The sequence below is a fragment of the Clostridium sp. SY8519 genome, from assembly GCF_000270305.1.
Taxonomy (GTDB): Bacteria; Bacillota; Clostridia; order Lachnospirales; family Lachnospiraceae; genus SY8519.
In genome coordinates this window covers 2621513-2638531 of record NC_015737.1, presented here as the reverse complement: position 1 = coordinate 2638531, position 17019 = coordinate 2621513, and the positions used below count along the sequence as shown (strand labels likewise).

15 protein-coding genes and 1 tRNA gene are annotated in these 17019 nt (G+C 51.0%); all 16 read left to right on the top strand.

Features of this window, described 5'->3' with window-relative positions:
- Window positions 1-16: 16 nt before the first annotated feature.
- The 16 genes from CXIVA_RS12190 (at window position 17) to ilvN (ending at window position 16990) form a co-directional block, all read left to right on the top strand.
- On the top strand, window positions 17-904 hold the full coding sequence (locus CXIVA_RS12190; RefSeq protein ID WP_013978348.1) for a polyprenyl synthetase family protein: 888 nt from the start codon (window positions 17-19) through the stop codon (window positions 902-904).
- A 44-nt stretch (window positions 905-948) separates the two neighbouring features.
- Window positions 949-2814 (top strand): 1-deoxy-D-xylulose-5-phosphate synthase, encoded by a 1866-nt coding sequence (gene dxs, locus CXIVA_RS12185; protein WP_013978347.1) that lies wholly within the window; start codon window positions 949-951, stop codon window positions 2812-2814.
- The gene (locus CXIVA_RS12180; RefSeq protein ID WP_013978346.1) at window positions 2811-3638 is read left to right on the top strand and encodes a TlyA family RNA methyltransferase; all 828 of its coding nucleotides are present in this window, start codon (window positions 2811-2813) and stop codon (window positions 3636-3638) included. Before dxs ends, CXIVA_RS12180 begins: the two co-directional genes overlap by 4 nt.
- 2 nt (window positions 3639-3640) lie before the next feature.
- Entirely contained in the window at window positions 3641-4528 is an 888-nt protein-coding gene (locus CXIVA_RS12175; RefSeq protein ID WP_041727939.1) for an NAD(+)/NADH kinase, read from the top strand.
- Window positions 4529-4530: 2 nt separating this feature from the next.
- Window positions 4531-4983: an arginine repressor gene (argR, locus tag CXIVA_RS12170; RefSeq protein ID WP_013978344.1), complete on the top strand. Its 453-nt coding sequence runs from the start codon at window positions 4531-4533 to the stop codon at window positions 4981-4983.
- 26 nt (window positions 4984-5009) lie between these two features.
- On the top strand, window positions 5010-6686 hold the full coding sequence (gene recN / locus CXIVA_RS12165) for a DNA repair protein RecN (protein ID WP_013978343.1): 1677 nt from the start codon (window positions 5010-5012) through the stop codon (window positions 6684-6686).
- Window positions 6683-8233, top strand: a complete 1551-nt coding sequence (gene glgA / locus CXIVA_RS12160) for a glycogen synthase GlgA (protein WP_013978342.1) — start codon at window positions 6683-6685, stop codon at window positions 8231-8233. The genes recN and glgA overlap by 4 nt, the downstream gene beginning before the upstream one ends.
- 70 nt (window positions 8234-8303) lie before the next feature.
- Window positions 8304-8376: transfer RNA gene (locus CXIVA_RS12155), tRNA-Thr, on the top strand.
- Between the two features lie 249 nt (window positions 8377-8625).
- Entirely contained in the window at window positions 8626-8775 is a 150-nt protein-coding gene (locus CXIVA_RS14140) for a hypothetical protein (RefSeq protein WP_158309843.1), read from the top strand.
- A gap of 278 nt (window positions 8776-9053) precedes the next feature.
- Window positions 9054-9956, top strand: a complete 903-nt coding sequence (locus CXIVA_RS12145; RefSeq protein WP_041727936.1) for a DUF5688 family protein — start codon at window positions 9054-9056, stop codon at window positions 9954-9956.
- A 151-nt stretch (window positions 9957-10107) separates the two neighbouring features.
- Window positions 10108-10788 (top strand): epoxyqueuosine reductase QueH, encoded by a 681-nt coding sequence (locus CXIVA_RS12140; protein ID WP_013978339.1) that lies wholly within the window; start codon window positions 10108-10110, stop codon window positions 10786-10788.
- Between the two features lie 32 nt (window positions 10789-10820).
- Window positions 10821-12224, top strand: coding sequence for an argininosuccinate lyase (gene argH / locus CXIVA_RS12135; protein WP_013978338.1), 1404 nt, complete (start codon window positions 10821-10823; stop codon window positions 12222-12224).
- A gap of 148 nt (window positions 12225-12372) precedes the next feature.
- A complete protein-coding gene (asd, locus tag CXIVA_RS12130) occupies window positions 12373-13458 on the top strand; it encodes an aspartate-semialdehyde dehydrogenase (RefSeq protein ID WP_013978337.1) in 1086 nt (361 codons plus the stop codon).
- Between the two features lie 155 nt (window positions 13459-13613).
- Window positions 13614-15653 (top strand): DNA topoisomerase, encoded by a 2040-nt coding sequence (locus tag CXIVA_RS12125; RefSeq protein ID WP_013978336.1) that lies wholly within the window; start codon window positions 13614-13616, stop codon window positions 15651-15653.
- Window positions 15653-16339, top strand: a complete 687-nt coding sequence (locus tag CXIVA_RS12120; protein ID WP_013978335.1) for a UDP-N-acetylglucosamine pyrophosphorylase — start codon at window positions 15653-15655, stop codon at window positions 16337-16339. The genes CXIVA_RS12125 and CXIVA_RS12120 overlap by 1 nt, the downstream gene beginning before the upstream one ends.
- Before the next feature lie 147 nt (window positions 16340-16486).
- A complete protein-coding gene (ilvN, locus tag CXIVA_RS12115) occupies window positions 16487-16990 on the top strand; it encodes an acetolactate synthase small subunit (protein ID WP_013978334.1) in 504 nt (167 codons plus the stop codon).
- Window positions 16991-17019 lie beyond the last annotated feature (29 nt).

Genomic DNA, 17019 nt, shown 5'->3' with positions numbered 1-17019 from the left:
AAGAGCAGGTGATTGCATGGAATTCAAGAAGGAACTGTCCCGGCGCATCGAAGAGGCCGAGGCGACGATATACCGTTATCTGCCGAAAGAAACCGGCATGCAGAAAATGGTGATTCAGGCGATGAATTACAGTGTCCGGTCCGGCGGCAAGCGCCTCCGGCCGATTCTGATGCGGGAAACGTACCGGCTGTTTGGCGGAAACAGCACAGTGATTGAACCTTTTATGGCTGCCATTGAGATGATTCATACCTATTCTCTGATTCATGATGATCTGCCGGCCATGGACAACGATGAACTGCGGCGGGGCCATAAGACAGCGCATGTGGTTTATGGAGAAGCCATGGCAATTCTGGCGGGTGACGGACTGCTGAATCTGGCCTACGAAACAATCGCAGACGGAATTCTGGCACATCCGGAATGCCGAGGCGCCGCAGCTGCTTTTGCCAATCTGGCCCGAAAGGCAGGCATATACGGAATGGTCGGCGGGCAGGCAGTGGATGTGCAGAATGACGGCAGATCCATCGATATTCCTACGCTGGATTATATTAATGAGTACAAGACGGGGGCGCTGATTGAAGGGGCGATGATGACCGGCGCGATTTTGGCGGGCGCGGAGGATGCAAGGATTACAGAAATTGAATCTGCGGCAGCAGACTTCGGCCTGGCTTTTCAGATCCGGGATGATATTCTGGATGTGACGGGTACCGAGGAGCAGATCGGCAAGCCGGTGGGCAGCGACAGCCGCAATCAGAAAGATACTTATGTAACGCTGCGGGGGCTGGAACGTGCCTCCGAGGATGTACAGATGCTGTCGGAGCGGGGACTGGATGTCCTACGCAGCCTTCCCAGGAGAAATTATTTCCTGGAGGAACTGATGGGGCATCTGGTACACCGTACAAAATAAAGGTTCTGCCGGACAGGCAGGACATGGAAAAGAGAAAGAATCGTATGGCAATACTGGATAAAATCAATCACGCAAATGATATCAAAAAGCTGACACCGGAGGAACTTTTGCTTCTGCCGGATGAGATCCGGGAATTTCTGATCCGGCATGTGTCCGAGACCGGTGGACATCTGGCATCCAATCTGGGCGCGGTGGAACTGACCATGGCGCTGCATCTGATTCTGGATTTTCCGGAAGACAAGTTAATCTGGGATGTGGGGCATCAGTCTTACACCCACAAGATACTTACCGGCAGAAAGGACGGATTCGATACCCTGCGTCAGTATGGCGGTATGAGCGGATTCCCCAAACGGTCGGAAAGCATCTGCGACAGTTTTGATACAGGGCACAGCTCTACCGCAATTTCCGCCGGCATCGGCATGGCGGAGGCAAGGGAAATCCTGGGGGAAAATTATAAAGTGGTCTCTGTCATCGGAGACGGCGCCTTTACCGGCGGGCTCGCCTTTGAAGGACTGAATAACGCCACCGCGCTCCACAGTAATTTTATTATTGTGCTGAATGATAATCAGATGTCTATTTCACCGAATGTAGGCGGATTTTCCAACCATCTGGCTTCGCTGCGCACGGCCGACGGCTATAAAGAATTTAAGAGCGGCGTACACAGCAAACTGGAAAAGCTGCCTTACGGGGAGCGTGTAGCCAGACGGATGCACAAAGCTAAGAACAGTCTGAAGCAGCTCCTGATTCCTGGCATGCTTTTTGAAAACATGGGCATTACGTATCTGGGACCGATTGACGGACACAATCTTGCCGATCTGGTCCATATTCTTACGGAAGCCAAAAGAATTCAGGGGCCTGTCCTTGTGCATGTGATGACAAAGAAGGGCAAAGGCTATTTTCCGGCCGAACAGCATCCGGACAAGTTCCACGGCGTGGGACCGTTTGACGCGGAAACCGGAAAACTGAAAAAAAAGAAAAACAACCCGGATTATACAGAGGTGTTTTCCACAGTCATTACCAATATGGCCAGGAAAAATGACCGGATTGTGGCGATCACGGCCGCTATGGCAGACGGCACCGGACTGAACCGGTTTCGTCAGAATTTCCCGAACCGCTTCTTTGATGTGGGAATCGCGGAAGGCCACGGCGTGACCTTTGCCGCCGGGCTTGCGGCCGCCGGGATGCGCCCGGTGTTTGCGGTATATTCTTCTTTCCTTCAGCGGGGATTTGATGAGCTGATTGAGGATGTCTGTCTGCAGAAACTGCCGGTGCTTTTTGCCATTGACCGGGCCGGACTGGTAGGCGCGGACGGAGATACCCATCAGGGAATTTTTGATCTGAGCTATTTGAATCTGGTGCCGAACCTGATGGTTATGTCTCCGAAAAACGCGAAGGAACTTGCGGATATGCTGCGATTTTCCATGCGGCAGGACGGGCCGGTAGCAATCCGCTATTCCCGGGGAGAAGCCTGCATGGAATTTGAGGAAATGCGGGCAGAGATCGCACCGGGCAAATCAGAAGAGATGGCACAGGGAGATGACCTGGTGATCTACGCGCTGGGCTCCATGGTTTCGGAAGCATGGAAAACCGTGCAGATACTGAAACAGAGGGGCATCCACGCCGCGCTGGTGAATGCCAGATTTTTAAAACCCCTGGATCGGGAGAGTATTCTCCGGGCGGGAGAGAAGTATCCGCTGCTTGTCACGATGGAGGAAAATGTACTGACCGGCGGATTCGGCCAGAGTGTGGAAGCAGTGCTGGAACAGGCAGGCATCCATACCGATGTGCTGACCATCGGAATCGAAGACTGTTTTGTACCGCATGGAAATGTGGATGTACTCAGACAGGCGCTGCGGATCGACAGCGAATCGGCAGCCGAACGAATTGAAAGGAAACTGAGAGATCTGTGAAAGAACGACTGGATGTGCTGGTGGTCAGGAGAAATCTTGCGCCATCCAGAGAAAAAGCAAAAACAATGATCATGGAAGGAAATGTCTTTGTGAATCAGCAGAGAGAAGACAAGCCCGGCTCCATGTTTCCGGATGACGCGGCGATCGAAATCCGGGGAAAAACATTAAAATATGTCAGCAGAGGCGGACTGAAACTGGAAAAAGCCATGAATTCCTTCCCGATCGTGCTGGAAAACAAGGTATGCATGGATATCGGGGCTTCTACCGGTGGATTTACAGACTGTATGCTGCAGAACGGAGCCGCAAAGGTATACGCGGTGGATGTGGGCTACGGACAGTTTGCCTGGAAACTGCGCCAGGATGAGCGGGTGGTATGCATGGAAAAAACCAATATCCGCTATGTAACGCCGGAACAGATCGGTGAACTGCTGGATTTTGCCTCCGTAGATGTGTCGTTTATTTCACTGAGCAAAGTGCTTCCGGTGGCCTGGAATCTGCTGAAAGAAGGCGGAGAAATGGTCTGCCTCATCAAACCGCAGTTTGAGGCGGGAAGAGAAAAAGTTGGAAAAAAAGGCGTCGTGCGGGACTGGAAAACACATCTGGAAGTCATTCGCAAGGTAATCGGGTTTGCAGGGGAAGCCGGGTTTTCCGTCTGCGGGCTTGACTATTCTCCGGTAAAGGGGCCGGAAGGGAATATTGAATACCTGATTTATCTGCGTAAGAGCGCGCAGAATTCATCCGGATTTTCACAGGATATCTCCGGATTTTCAGAAGATACAGCAGAAACAGTGGTACATCAGGCGCATGGGGAACTTGACAGATAATAATGAAGAATTTTTTATTGATTACCAACAAAAGCAGGGACAAGGATCTGGAATTTACACGTCAGGTCATCCGTTATATTACAGACAAAGGGGGAAAAGCCTGCAGTATTGTCACAGGTAAGGAAAATTACAAGACAGAGACGGACAGCAGGACAGACAGTTATCTGCCGGAACAGATACGAAAAGGGCTGGCACGGGCGGTAGCGCCGGACTGTATTATGGTATTCGGCGGAGACGGTACCTTTGTACGCACGTCCAGGGATCTTGCAGAGCTGAAGATCCCTGTGATCGGAGTGAATCTCGGTACGCTGGGCTATCTCTGCGAGCTGGAGCGCAGCAATGTATTTCACGCGATTGACCGGCTGTTTCAGGATGAATATGAAGTGGAACACCGGATGATGCTGGAGGGAATCAAGTGCGGCGGCAGCGGAGAATACATACGTGCTCTGAATGACATCGTAATTCACAGGAAAGAGCCGACCCAGCTGATCAATCTGCGTATTTCCGTCAACGGAGAATTCCTGACTTCCTATCATGCGGACGGAATTATTATCGCGGCGCCGACAGGCTCCACCAGCTACAGTCTGTCTGCAGGGGGACCGATTGTGGATCCCAAGGCGGATATGATTCTTCTGACCCCCATCAATCCGCACAATATGCAGTCCCGCAGCATTGTCATCGGTTCTGATTCCACGATTGAGGTGGAACTGCTGCCCCGGCGTCCGGAGCAGGATGAACAGGCAACGGTTGATTTTGACGGAGACAGCTGCGCGGTACTGTCAGTCGGGGATAAGATCACGGCACACCGGACCAGTGAGGATGTTAAGATATTGAAACTGAATAAAGTAAGTTTCCTTCAGATCCTCAGCAAAAAAATGGACAGTATTTGAGTATGAAAGAAAAAAGACACGCAAAAATTCTGGAAATCATCCGGGAACACGATGTGGAAACACAGGAAGAGCTGTGCGATTATCTGAACCGGGAAGGATACCGTGTCACACAGGCCACAGTATCCAGGGATATCAGGGAGCTGCAGCTGACCAAGGTATCGATGCCCGGCGGACATCAGAAATACACGCTTTTTACAAAAAATGAACTTCACTTAAAAGATAAGTATGGCAGAGTATTCCGGGAAGGAGCAGTATCCATTGAAACCGCCCAGAACATCCTGGTGATCCATACGGTGACCGGTATGGCCATGGCAGTGGCGGTGGCGCTGGACTCCATGGACTGTGAGGAAATCGTGGGAACGATAGCGGGAGACGATACGATAATGTGCGCGGTCAAAACCTGTGAAGAGGCGGAAACCTTAAAGGAACGGCTGCGGGGAATCATGCTGGAATAGCTGCAGAAAGAGGAGAAGACTGCCGTATGTTATGGAATCTTTATGTAAAGAATCTTGCGCTGATTCATGAATCAGAGATTGCGTTCGGACCGGGACTGAATATTCTGACCGGTGAGACCGGCGCCGGCAAATCCATGATCATCGGTTCCGTGAATCTGGCGATGGGCGGACGGGCCCCGAAGGGGCTGGTGCGGGACGGCGCGGAATCCGCGCTGGTAGAACTGACCTTTCACACAGACGAGGAGGAAGTACGTGACCTCATGCGGCAGATGGATCTGGACGACGCATCCGGAGAAATCATCATCACCCGCAAGATTACCGCTGCCGGCAGGAGTGTGTGCAGAGTGAACGGAGAAACCGTATCTCTGTCCGCTTTAAAAACACTGACAGCCCATCTGATTGATGTGCATGGCCAGCATTCCCATGAATCACTGCGTACGGCCGGAAATCACAGGACATTCCTGGATGCCTACGCGGGGGAGGATCTGAAGACGCTGCTGGCAGATATGAAGGACCTTTATCATACCTGGCAGAAACAGAAAAAGATTCTGCAGGAAAATTCCATCAATCGGGAAGAACAGCTCAGAGAAATTTCCTTCCTGGAATTTGAAATCCGTGAGATTGAAGAAGCCTCCCTGACGCCCGGGGAAGATGAAACCCTGGAAAAGGAATACCGCAGACTGAGCCACAGTCAGAAAACGGCAGAAAGTTATGCCGCAGTGAACGGATGGTGCGCTTCCGGTGAGGGCAGCGCCTCAGAACAGATCGGAAGAGCGCTGCGGGAACTGCTGGAAGCATCCCGCTATTCGGAAGAGGCCTCGGAATTTGCAGACCGGCTTTCGGAAATCAGCAGCCTGCTGGATGATTTTAACATGGATCTGTCTTCCGCCATGGAAGAAACGGAAGACAGCGGTCAGGCGCTGGCAGAGGCGGAAAAACGATTAAACGAAATCAACCGCCTGAAGGAAAAATACGGTCATACGATCGCGGATATTCTTGCCCTTCGGGAAGAAAAGATCCGGCGTCTGGAACAGCTGAATCACTATGAGGAATATCTGGGACAGCTGCGGAAGGATCTGGGACAGACAGAAGAGAAACTCTATGCCTGCGCGGAGCGGATTTCCGCGGTTCGAAAGAAAAAGGCGGCGGTTTTCGAACAGGCCGTATGCAAAGTGATGAAAGAGCTGAATTTCGCGCATGTGGAATTTTCCGTGGCATTCAGCCGTCTGGAAGAACCGGCTGCGCACGGAATAGACGGGGTTCGTTTCCTGATTTCCACGAACCCCGGGGAGCCGGTGCGTCCGCTGGATCAGGTAGCTTCCGGCGGCGAGCTGTCGCGGATCATGCTGGCAGTGAAGACGGTGCTGGCCAGAAAAGATCATACCGGTACATTGATTTTTGATGAAATTGACAGCGGAATCAGCGGCCGTACCGCACAGTGTGTAGCGGAAAAACTGCGGGAAACGGCACGGCATCATCAGCTGATCTGTATTACGCATCTGCCCCAGATCGCAGCCATGGCGGACACACATTTTCTGATTGAAAAATCCACAGACGCCGGCCGGACTGTTTCTGAGGTGCGCGCCCTTGACCGGGAGGACAGCATCCGGGAATTGGCCCGTATGCTGGGAGGCGCGGAAATTACAGATACGGTGCGCGATAATGCGCGGGAAATGAAAGAAATGGCGGAAAATATTTTATGAAAAAAGTATTATTTGCTGCATCCGAAGCAGTTCCATTTATAAAAACAGGGGGGCTGGCAGATGTTGCCGGCACGCTGCCGGCAAATTTTCCGAAAAACCAGTATGATGTACGGGTGATTCTGCCGCTGTATGCCTGTATGGATCCGGCACGGAAGAAGAACATGAAGCGGATTCTGGAGTGTCAGGTTTCCCTGAACTGGCGGACCCAGTATGCCGGTGTATACCAGACCCAGGCAGCCGGTGTGACCTATTATCTGATTGATAACGAATATTATTTTTCCGGTCCCTCACCCTATGACGCGATTTATCTGGACGCGGAGAAATTTGCGTATTTTTCCAAAGCTGTGCTGACGGTGCTTCCGCTTATCGGATTCCAGCCGGATATCATCCACTGCCACGACTGGCAGACCGGACTGCTTCCCGTTTTTTTAAAGGAACAGTTTGCAGGGGATCCGTTCTATCGTAGGATAAAAACAGTATTTACCATTCACAATCTGCGTTATCAGGGCCGGTGGTTTATCGATGCAATCCGCGATATTACCGGTCTTGCGGATCACTGTTTTACTTACGACCGACTGGAATCCTACGGGAAGGCAAATCTTCTGAAAGGCGGCATTGTATACGCGGATGCGGTCACAACGGTCAGCAGCTCTTACTGTAAAGAAATATGCACACCGGAAGGCGGCGAGGGTCTGGATGGAGCCCTGCGCGCCCGCGGAAGCTCACTGCAGGGAATCCTTAACGGACTGGATTATGAGGTCTACCACCCCGGGAAAGATCCGCTGATTGCATATCCCTATACGCACAGTTTTTCCGCGTATAAGGCGTCGAATAAAGCAGTGCTGCAGGAGCGGATGGGACTGAAACAGGATCCGGATACGTTTCTGATTGGAATTGTATCCCGTCTCACAGACCAGAAAGGCATGGACCTCATTGCCTGCCGGATAGATTATGTGCTTCAGTCCGAGGAGCGGATTCAGCTGGTGGTTCTGGGAACAGGCGAGGAGCGTTACGAGCATATGTTCCAGGAGCTTGCAGCGCGTTATCCCGGCAGGGCTGCGGCGCAGATTGCCTATCAGGAAGATGCTGCGCATCAGATTTATGCCGGCTGCGATGCGTTTCTGATGCCGTCCATGTTTGAGCCCTGTGGTCTGACGCAGATGATGAGCCTGCGTTACGGTACAGTGCCGATCGTCAGAGAAACCGGCGGTCTGAAAGATACGGTAGAGCCTTACAATGAATACGAAAATACCGGGACGGGATTTTCTTTTTCACATTATAATGCGCACGAAATGAGTGACATCATTGCGTATGCGGCAAAAGTGTTTTTCCAGAATCACTCCGCATGGGAGCAGATCGCGGTGCGCGGTATGCAGAAAGACTTTTCCTGGAAGCATTCGGCAGGAATCTACCAGAAGCTTTACGAAAGTCTGATGCCGCCTGCGGCGCCCCGGGGCAGAAGAGCGGTTGCCCAGTCCAAGTCCGCGAAAAATCGCAAAAAGGGAAAAACAGGAAAATCCAGATCCGGTTCCCGCGCAAAAAAATAAAAAAACTATTGCAAAACCGGAAGGCATTCTATATAATAATTAAGCATGCGGGTGAATCCTGTATGTTTATGCTAACGTGGCTCAGTTGGTAGAGCAATTGATTCGTAATCAATAGGTCGTCGGTTCGAGTCCGATCGTTAGCTTGTGTATGAGAAGTCCTGAACTCCAGTGTTTATAAGGGGTTCAGGGCTTTTTGCTTTTGAAAAAAGAATATATGTTCTTATTACATTTATACTAAAACTAACGATTTTTTACATTTTCGTATGCACCCATATATGCACCCATTTTAGTCCCCTGTGATCAATCGGGCAGCTGTCAAAGAAACTGCTTCTTATACCGGTCTGTCCGCGGAAAAAACCTTCAAAATCGTAAAGAAAGACTTGAAAGTCAAGGTGAAAAAAGGTTCAGGAAAACTGACGATTAAATGGACAAAGGTCAAAGGCGCGGCTTACCAGGTAAAAGTAGGAAAGAAGACCTACAAAGTAAAAGCAACCAGTAAGACCGTCAAGGTAAAACGGGGGAAAAATATACGGTTACGGTAACTGCAAAATCCGGAAAGACTGCTGTGGGATTCGGTAAGAAGATGGTTTATGCAGCAAAACAATCCGTACGGGGATCCTCCGGCAGAGGAAAATCAGTGGATTGCCACAAATTTACAGAGGAAAAGAAGGGAATGGCAGACGCCTTGCGTCTCAGGAACTTTATGCACATATACCATTGACGGAGTTTCGTTGGAAGTGTAGTATCGAAATCAGAATTCTGTTCCTGATTTTTCTTTCCGGGGAGTTTCTGCTTCCCGTTTATCCCGGGTTCTATGCCTATGACATATCAGAGTTTCATTGCTTCGGTGCAGCAGCGCCTAGAGGCAGATGTACCGGACCCGAAAACAATCGAAATTTATAAAATCACAAAAAATAACGGTCAGATCCTGGATGGACTTGTGATCCTGGAAGAGGGGAGAAATATTGCCCCGGCCATCTATCTGGATTCTTTCTACCGGCTGTACCGGGAAGGAAGGGATTTTGAGGAGGTCTACCACAGGATCCTGTTAAGCTATCAGTCCCATCGGGCGGACACCAGTGTGGATGTCAGCTTTTTTACGGATTACCGGAAGGTGAAGCACCGGATTGCGTATAAACTGGTCAATTATGAAAAAAACAGAGAGCTTCTGACACAGGTGCCCCATGTGCCTTATCTTGATCTGGCAATTGTATTTTTCTGTCTGGTCAGAATGGATGCATCGTATGGAAATGCCACGATTCTGGTCACAGATACCCATATGGAGTACTGGCAGGTGACTGCCGGGACTCTGCTGGAAGCGGCAGCAGAAAATACGGAGCATATGCTGGGCAGTTCCTTGAAGAATATCCGTCAGGTGATTCAGGAACTGGAGGAGAATCCGGCGGAGTGGGAAGAAAACCGGCCGGAAGAACCGGAACTGCCCATGTATGTGCTGACGAATGAAAGCAGCTATTTCGGTGCGGCCTGTATGCTCTATGAAGGTCTTCTGGAAAATTTTGCCCGGAAGCTGAACGCGGACCTGTATATTCTGCCCAGCAGTATTCATGAGGTGATTCTCGTGCCGGCTACACGCGCGCTGAATCCGGAGACCCTGTCCCGGATGGTGCGGGAGGTAAACCAGAGTTCTCTGATGGAAGAGGAGATTTTATCGGATCATGCGTATTACTATCGGCGGACGGATCATGCGGTAAGCTGCTGCTAATGCTGTTGATGATAAAAGGATTGCGGCTGGACGTGAGCGGTGATCTATGGTAGTGTAAAGTACAGTGTCCGTGGATGCTTCGGGATTTACGGACGGCTGCAGGCCCAGGCCTGTGCCTCATGGAACCAGATAGAGGAGAGAACGCACAGATATGAACAAGATCAATTATCAGAAGCAGCTGGATGCCGTGCTGGCACAGCAGCAGACAGAGGAAAAAGTTCCTACACTGCTGCTGCATGCTTGCTGCGCGCCCTGCTCCAGTTATGTACTGGAATATTTGTCTGATTATTTTTCCATTACCGTATTTTTTTACAATCCGAATATTACGGAGCAGGCGGAATATGAAAAACGCGCCGCAGAGGAGAAACGAATGATCCGGGAAATGAAAGTCCGGCATCCGATCTCTGTGATTGACGGACGCTATGAGCCGGAGCGTTTTCTGAAGATGGCGGAAGGCTATGAAGATGTGCCGGAGGGGGGCATCCGATGCAGACGCTGCTTCGAGCTACGCCTGGAGGAGACAGCCAGGCTGGCACATGACAGGCAGTTTGACTGGTTTACCACATCGCTGACGATCAGTCCGTTAAAAAACGCGGAACTGCTTAACCAGGTGGGACAGCAGGCAGCGGAAAAATATGGCGCCCGGTTTCTCCCGTCGGATTTTAAAAAAAGAAACGGTTATAAGCGCTCAGTAGAGCTGTCTGCCCGGTATCATCTGTACCGGCAGAATTACTGCGGCTGCGTTTTTTCCAGACGGGAAGCTGAAGAACGTGAGGCACGGCATGCGGCTGGCGGGACAGACCCGGCGGAAACAGCCGAAACCAGCCGATAAAAAACAAGAACAGGATAAAATGGAGGTACCAAATGGCTCAGTTATGGGGTGGACGTTTTACCAAGGAGACCGATCAGTTAGTCTATAATTTTAATGCATCCATATCGTTTGACCGGAAATTATACCGTCAGGATATTCAGGGCAGTATTGCCCATGTGACGATGCTTGGACGAACCGGCATCCTGACGGAACAGGAGACACAGGACATCATCCGCACACTGAAGGAGATTCTGGCCGATGTGGAAGCCGGCAGACTGGAGATCACACCGGAGTATGAGGATATCCACAGTTTTGTGGAAGCCAATCTGATTGACCGTCTGGGTGATACAGGCAAAAAACTGCATACCGGAAGAAGCCGCAACGATCAGGTGGCGCTGGATATGCGTCTTTTTACCAGAGCGGAAGTGCAGGAGACAGACAGTCTGCTGTATGATCTTTTAACAGAGCTGCAGGAGATTATGAAACAGCATCTGGATACGGTGATGCCCGGCTTTACCCATCTGCAGAAGGCCCAGCCGGTGACGCTGGCGCATCATGTGGGCGCGTATTTTGAAATGTTTAAACGGGACCGGGGACGCATGGCAGATATTTACCGCAGGATGAATTACTGCCCGCTGGGTTCCGGAGCGCTTGCAGGCACAACCTATCCCCTGGACCGGGATCTGACGGCAGAGCTTCTGGGATTTTACGGTCCCTGCTTAAACAGCATGGATGGCGTGTCTGACAGGGATTATCTGATTGAGTATCTGGCAGCTTCCGCTACGATCATGATGCATTTGAGCCGTTTCTGCGAGGAAATTATCCTGTGGAACTCCAACGAATACCAGTTTGTGGAAATCGATGATTCCTACAGTACCGGCAGCAGCATTATGCCCCAGAAGAAGAACCCGGATATCGCGGAGCTGATTCGCGGCAAGACCGGACGGGTCTATGGCGCGCTGGTGTCCCTGCTGACCGTTATGAAGGGAATCCCCCTGGCGTACAACAAAGACATGCAGGAAGATAAGGAACTGGCTTTTGACGCTATGGATACGGTAAAAGGATGCATTCGTCTGTTTACCGGTATGATTTCCACGATTAAATTCAACAAAGAACGGATGAAAGACAGCGCCCGCCATGGATTCACCAATGCCACAGACGCGGCAGATTATCTTGTGAACAAAGGCGTGCCGTTCCGGGATGCCCATGGAATCATCGGCCGTATGGTACTTTACTGCATCGATGCCCACAAAGCGATTGACGACCTGACCCTGGAGGAGTTCCGTCAGTTTTCGGATGCCTTTGAGGAAGACATCTACGATGCGGTATCCATTCATACCTGCGTGGAAAAACGTCTGACCATCGGAGCGCCTTCCCGCAGCGCAATGGAGCAGGTGATTGCGCTGAACGATCAGTACCTTGCGGAGCAGGGCAGGCTGACCGACCGGGAAGAATAAAACAGATGAAAAATGTTGGCTTTTTCGTACTTGATTTTTTCAGGCGGCTGCCGTACAATGTCTAACTGAAAGACAAATGTTCGCGACTGACGGACTACGGCGGTCAGCTGCAGCGTGAATCTAAATCAAAATACGGAGGAATCTTTTCATGAGTGAAAAATTAAAAGTTGGTATTTTAGGCGGAACCGGCATGGTGGGGCAGCGGTTTATTTCCCTGCTGGACAACCATCCCTGGTTTGAGGTGACAACGATTGCAGCAAGTCCGAGATCCGCGGGCAAACGATATGAAGACGCGGTAGGCAGCCGGTGGAAACTGGAAAAACCCATGCCGGAAGGCGTAAAAGATATCATCGTAAAAAATGTCAACGAAATCGAACAGGTTGCTTCGGAAGTGGATTTCTGCTTCAGCGCGGTAGATATGTCCAAAGAAGAGATCAAGGCGATCGAGGAGGCCTACGCCAAGACAGAGACTCCTGTGGTATCCAACAACAGCGCCCATCGTTGGACACCGGATGTGCCCATGGTTGTACCGGAAATCAATCCGGAGCATTTCGCGGTCATTGAAGCACAGAAAAAACGTCTCGGAACCAAACGCGGCTTTATCGCCGTAAAACCGAACTGTTCCATTCAGGCATACGCGCCGGCTCTGACCGCATGGAAAGAGTTTGAACCCTATGAAGTAGTGGCAACTACTTATCAGGCGATCTCAGGCGCAGGCAAGACCTTTAAGGACTGGCCGGAAATGGTGGAAAACATCATTCCTTATATCGGCGGCGAAGAAGAAAAATCCGAGAAAGAGCCGCTGCGTATCTGGGGCGAAGTCAAAGACGGAGAGATCGTACCGGCTTCCGAACCGGTGATCACCTGTCAGTGTGTACGCGTGCCGGTATTATATGGACATACCGCAGCTGTTTTTGTGAAATTCCGCAAAAATCCCACCAAAGAGCAGCTGATCGAGAAACTGGTGCACTTCAGCGGACTTCCGCAGGAGTTAAAGCTGCCGAGCGCGCCGGAACAGTACATTCAGTACATGGAAGAAGAGGACCGTCCGCAGGTACAGGCAGATGTAAACTTCGGCAATGGCATGGGCGTCAGCATCGGACGGATCCGTGAAGACAAGGTATATGACTGGAAGTTCATCGGTCTGGCACACAATACGATCCGCGGCGCGGCAGGCGGAGCGGTTCTCTGCGCGGAACTGCTGACAAAACAGGGATATATTCAGAAAAAATAATCCGTACAGCTGGACAGCCGCTCTGCGGCAGTACTTATGTATCACTTATGTATAAGGAAGGCTCCGACAGAGCCTTCCTTATACTTTGACAGGCGGAACGTGCTCTGATGATATCCGGAGTTCCAGGGAAACAGTGACAAAAAAAGGAGCATGGCATGTCAAAGTCTCTATATATTGCAGAGAAACCAAGTGTGGCCCGTGATTTCGCGGCCGCGCTGAAAGAAAATATGAAGCGTTTCGACGGTTATATGGAGTCGGAGCAGTCAGTGATCACCTGGTGCTACGGGCATCTGGTAACCATGAGCTATCCGGAGGCGTATGATCCGAAACTGAAGCGGTGGAGCCTGAATACCCTTCCCTTTCTTCCGGAGAAGTTTAAATATGAAGTAATTGCTTCCAATGAAAAGCAGTTCCGCAATGTATCTGCGCTGCTGAACCGGCCGGACGTGGACGTGATCTATATCTGCACGGACTCCGGACGGGAAGGGGAGTATATTTACCGTCTGGTGGATCAGATGGCCCAGGTGAAAGGCAAAGAACGAAAACGGGTCTGGATTGATTCGCAGACAGAAGAGGAGATCCTGCGGGGGATCCGTGAGGCGAAGGACTGGTCGGAATACGACAATCTGTCGGCGTCTGCCTATCTGCGGGCAAAGGAAGACTACCTGATGGGAATTAATTTTTCCCGCCTTCTTACGCTGAAATACGGCAATGCGCTGGCTGCTTTTCTGCATCAGAAGTATGCGGTGATTTCCGTGGGTCGGGTCATGACCTGCGTTCTGGGAATGGTGGTACGCCGGGAAAGAGAAATCCGCAATTTTGTAAAAACGCCGTTTTACCGTGTGGCTGCCGGGCTGGAGTACAATGGATTTTCGATTGACAGTGAATGGAAAGCCGTGGAGGGATCCCGGTATTTCGGTTCGCCAAAATTGTATAAAGACAATGGATTCCGCAGAAAAGAAGACGCGCAGGAGCTGATTGACACCCTGCGGACCGTCAGTCCGCAGGAGATGACGGTTTCCTCCGTGACGCGAAAAACAGAGAAGAAAAATCCTCCCCTGTTATATAATCTGGCAGAACTGCAGAATGACTGCGCCAGGTTTTTCAAAATCAGCCCGGAGGAAACCCTGAAAATTGTGCAGGAACTCTATGAACGAAAACTGGTCACCTATCCCCGTACCGATGCCAGAGTGCTGTCTTCCGCCATCGCCAAGGAGATCGACCGAAATCTCCGCGGCTTAAGGGCAATCCCAGGGGTGAAAGACTGCGCGGAACAGATCCTTGCGTCAGGCTCCTATAAGAAAATCGGGTCAGGCCGCTATGTCAATGACAGTCAGATCACAGACCATTACGCCATCATCCCTACGGGGCAGGGATTTTCCGCGCTGCGGGGACTGCCGGCTGTTTCGTCGAAAGTGTACGAAGTGATTGTCCGCAGATTTCTGGCGATTTTTTACCCGCCGGCTGAGTATCAGCGGATCAGACTCACAGCGGATCTTGACCGGGAAAAGTTCTTTGCCGGATTTAAAGTCCTGCGGACACCGGGATATCAGACGGTAATGAAGTATTCTTTTTTAAAAAAGAAAAAGGAAGAAAAGGAGGACGGCCTGTCCGACGGATCGGCGGTAGATGCGCTTGCCACTCTGAAAAAAGGAATGAAACTGCCGGTCACAGATTATGCGATCCGGGAAGGCGAAACATCACCTCCGAAGCGGTATAATTCCGGATCCATTATCCTGGCGATGGAAAACGCGGGCCAGCTCATCGAAGATGAAGAACTCAGGGAACAGATCCGGGGCTGCGGCATCGGCACCAGCGCCACACGAAGCGGCATCCTGGAAAAATTGATCCGCAACCGGTACCTGACCAACAACCGGAAGACCCAGATCATCACACCGATGTTGCAGGGGGAACTGATCTATGATATCGTGGAGTCATCCATACGATCCCTGCTGAATCCGGAACTGACGGCCAGCTGGGAAAAAGGATTGACTTATGTGGCGGAGGGCAGCATCACCGAACAGGAATATATGGACAAGCTGGAGGCTTTTATCCAGAAAAAGACCTCCCAGGTGCTTCAGCTGCACAACCAGTACCAGATCAGCGAATTTTTCCGCAGAGACGCGGGATACTACAGCAAACAGACAGACAAATCTTCCGGCCGCAGGGCGGCGGGAGATAAGGAGAAACAATAATGGAATCTTGTAAAATCAGCAGCCTCTATGACCTTTCCGAGACCATAGCGGCAGATTATATGAAAACCGCGGAGTATCCGTGGGAATTGCTGGAAGGCCTGGCGGATTACATCCGACGGCTGGGGCCGACACTGGATCCGGCAGTTTATGAGCAAAGAGGCGAGGAAGTCTGGGTGGCCAGAAACGCAAAAGTATTTGACAGCGCCTATCTGGGCGGCCCTCTGATTATTGACGAGGGCGCGGAAGTGCGTCACTGCGCTTTTATCCGCGGTTCCGCCATCGTAGGCCGCGGCGCTGTAGTGGGCAATTCCACCGAACTGAAGAATGTGATACTGTTTAACGGCGTACAGGTGCCCCATTACAATTATGTCGGGGATTCGATCCTCGGATTCCGGGCGCATATGGGAGCGGGATCCATTACATCCAATGTAAAATCGGACAAAGCCCTGGTTGTGATCCGGGACGGAGCAGAACAGATCGCCACCGGCAGGAAAAAAGTGGGGGCTATGCTGGGAGATCTGGTGGAAGTCGGATGCAACAGCGTCCTGAATCCCGGGACCGTAGTCGGCAGAACCACAAATATTTACCCGGTGTCCTGTGTCCGCGGAGTGATTCCGGCAGACAGTATCTACAAGGATCCGGCCCATATCATCCGGAGAAAGCCGGAGGATCCGTCAGGATCATGAGCTGCAGGGCAAATACTTTAGTGCGATAAACTATTGACAAAGAAAATGTATGTTGCTAGAATTAATCTTGCGTAATTTTTTTACATACTGGATTCAATTGATGCAGGCGGATTCTTTACGGAGAAGCCTTGTATAGGGAGATGCTTTATGAGAAAAGTTATCTTTTCCCTGCTGGTTGAGAATACATCCGGAGTGCTCAGTCATATCTCCGGTCTGTTCAGCAGAAGAGGGTACAATATCGACAGTTTTTCTGCAGGTATTACCGCAGATCCGCGGTTTACCCGGATCACCATCGTATCCACCGGAGACGATGATATCCTGGAACAGATCGAGAAGCAGCTGGCAAAGCTGGAAGATGTCATTGACATCAAACAGCTTCGTCCGGAAGATTCCGTGACCAGGGAACTGATTCTTGTTAAGATTCACGTAGATGCGGACAAACGCTCCGAAATCCTTTCCGTGGCCAATATTTTCCGGGCCAACATTATCGATGTATCACAGGATTCCATGATCGTCGAGCTGACGGGAACACAGAGCAAGTTAGACGCCTTTGTGGATCTGGTCAAAGATTATAACATTCTGGAACTTGCGCGAACCGGTGCTTCCGGCCTGAGCAGGGGTTCCGCGAATGTGTCCAATTTGCTGGTATAATTAAATACTATATATAGTTATGGAGGTCA

What these genes read in the sequence shown, in the direction of transcription:
- CXIVA_RS12190 (WP_013978348.1), top strand. Translation starts at nt 17, where the DNA reads ATGGAATTCAAGAAGGAACTGTCCCGGCGCATCGAAGAGGCCGAGGCG.
- dxs (WP_013978347.1), top strand. Translation starts at nt 949, where the DNA reads ATGGCAATACTGGATAAAATCAATCACGCAAATGATATCAAAAAGCTG.
- CXIVA_RS12175 (WP_041727939.1), top strand. Translation starts at nt 3,641, where the DNA reads ATGAAGAATTTTTTATTGATTACCAACAAAAGCAGGGACAAGGATCTG.
- argR (WP_013978344.1), top strand. Translation starts at nt 4,531, where the DNA reads ATGAAAGAAAAAAGACACGCAAAAATTCTGGAAATCATCCGGGAACAC.
- recN (WP_013978343.1), top strand. Translation starts at nt 5,010, where the DNA reads ATGTTATGGAATCTTTATGTAAAGAATCTTGCGCTGATTCATGAATCA.
- glgA (WP_013978342.1), top strand. Translation starts at nt 6,683, where the DNA reads ATGAAAAAAGTATTATTTGCTGCATCCGAAGCAGTTCCATTTATAAAA.
- CXIVA_RS12145 (WP_041727936.1), top strand. Translation starts at nt 9,054, where the DNA reads ATGACATATCAGAGTTTCATTGCTTCGGTGCAGCAGCGCCTAGAGGCA.
- CXIVA_RS12140 (WP_013978339.1), top strand. Translation starts at nt 10,108, where the DNA reads ATGAACAAGATCAATTATCAGAAGCAGCTGGATGCCGTGCTGGCACAG.
- argH (WP_013978338.1), top strand. Translation starts at nt 10,821, where the DNA reads ATGGCTCAGTTATGGGGTGGACGTTTTACCAAGGAGACCGATCAGTTA.
- asd (WP_013978337.1), top strand. Translation starts at nt 12,373, where the DNA reads ATGAGTGAAAAATTAAAAGTTGGTATTTTAGGCGGAACCGGCATGGTG.
- CXIVA_RS12125 (WP_013978336.1), top strand. Translation starts at nt 13,614, where the DNA reads ATGTCAAAGTCTCTATATATTGCAGAGAAACCAAGTGTGGCCCGTGAT.
- CXIVA_RS12120 (WP_013978335.1), top strand. Translation starts at nt 15,653, where the DNA reads ATGGAATCTTGTAAAATCAGCAGCCTCTATGACCTTTCCGAGACCATA.
- ilvN (WP_013978334.1), top strand. Translation starts at nt 16,487, where the DNA reads ATGAGAAAAGTTATCTTTTCCCTGCTGGTTGAGAATACATCCGGAGTG.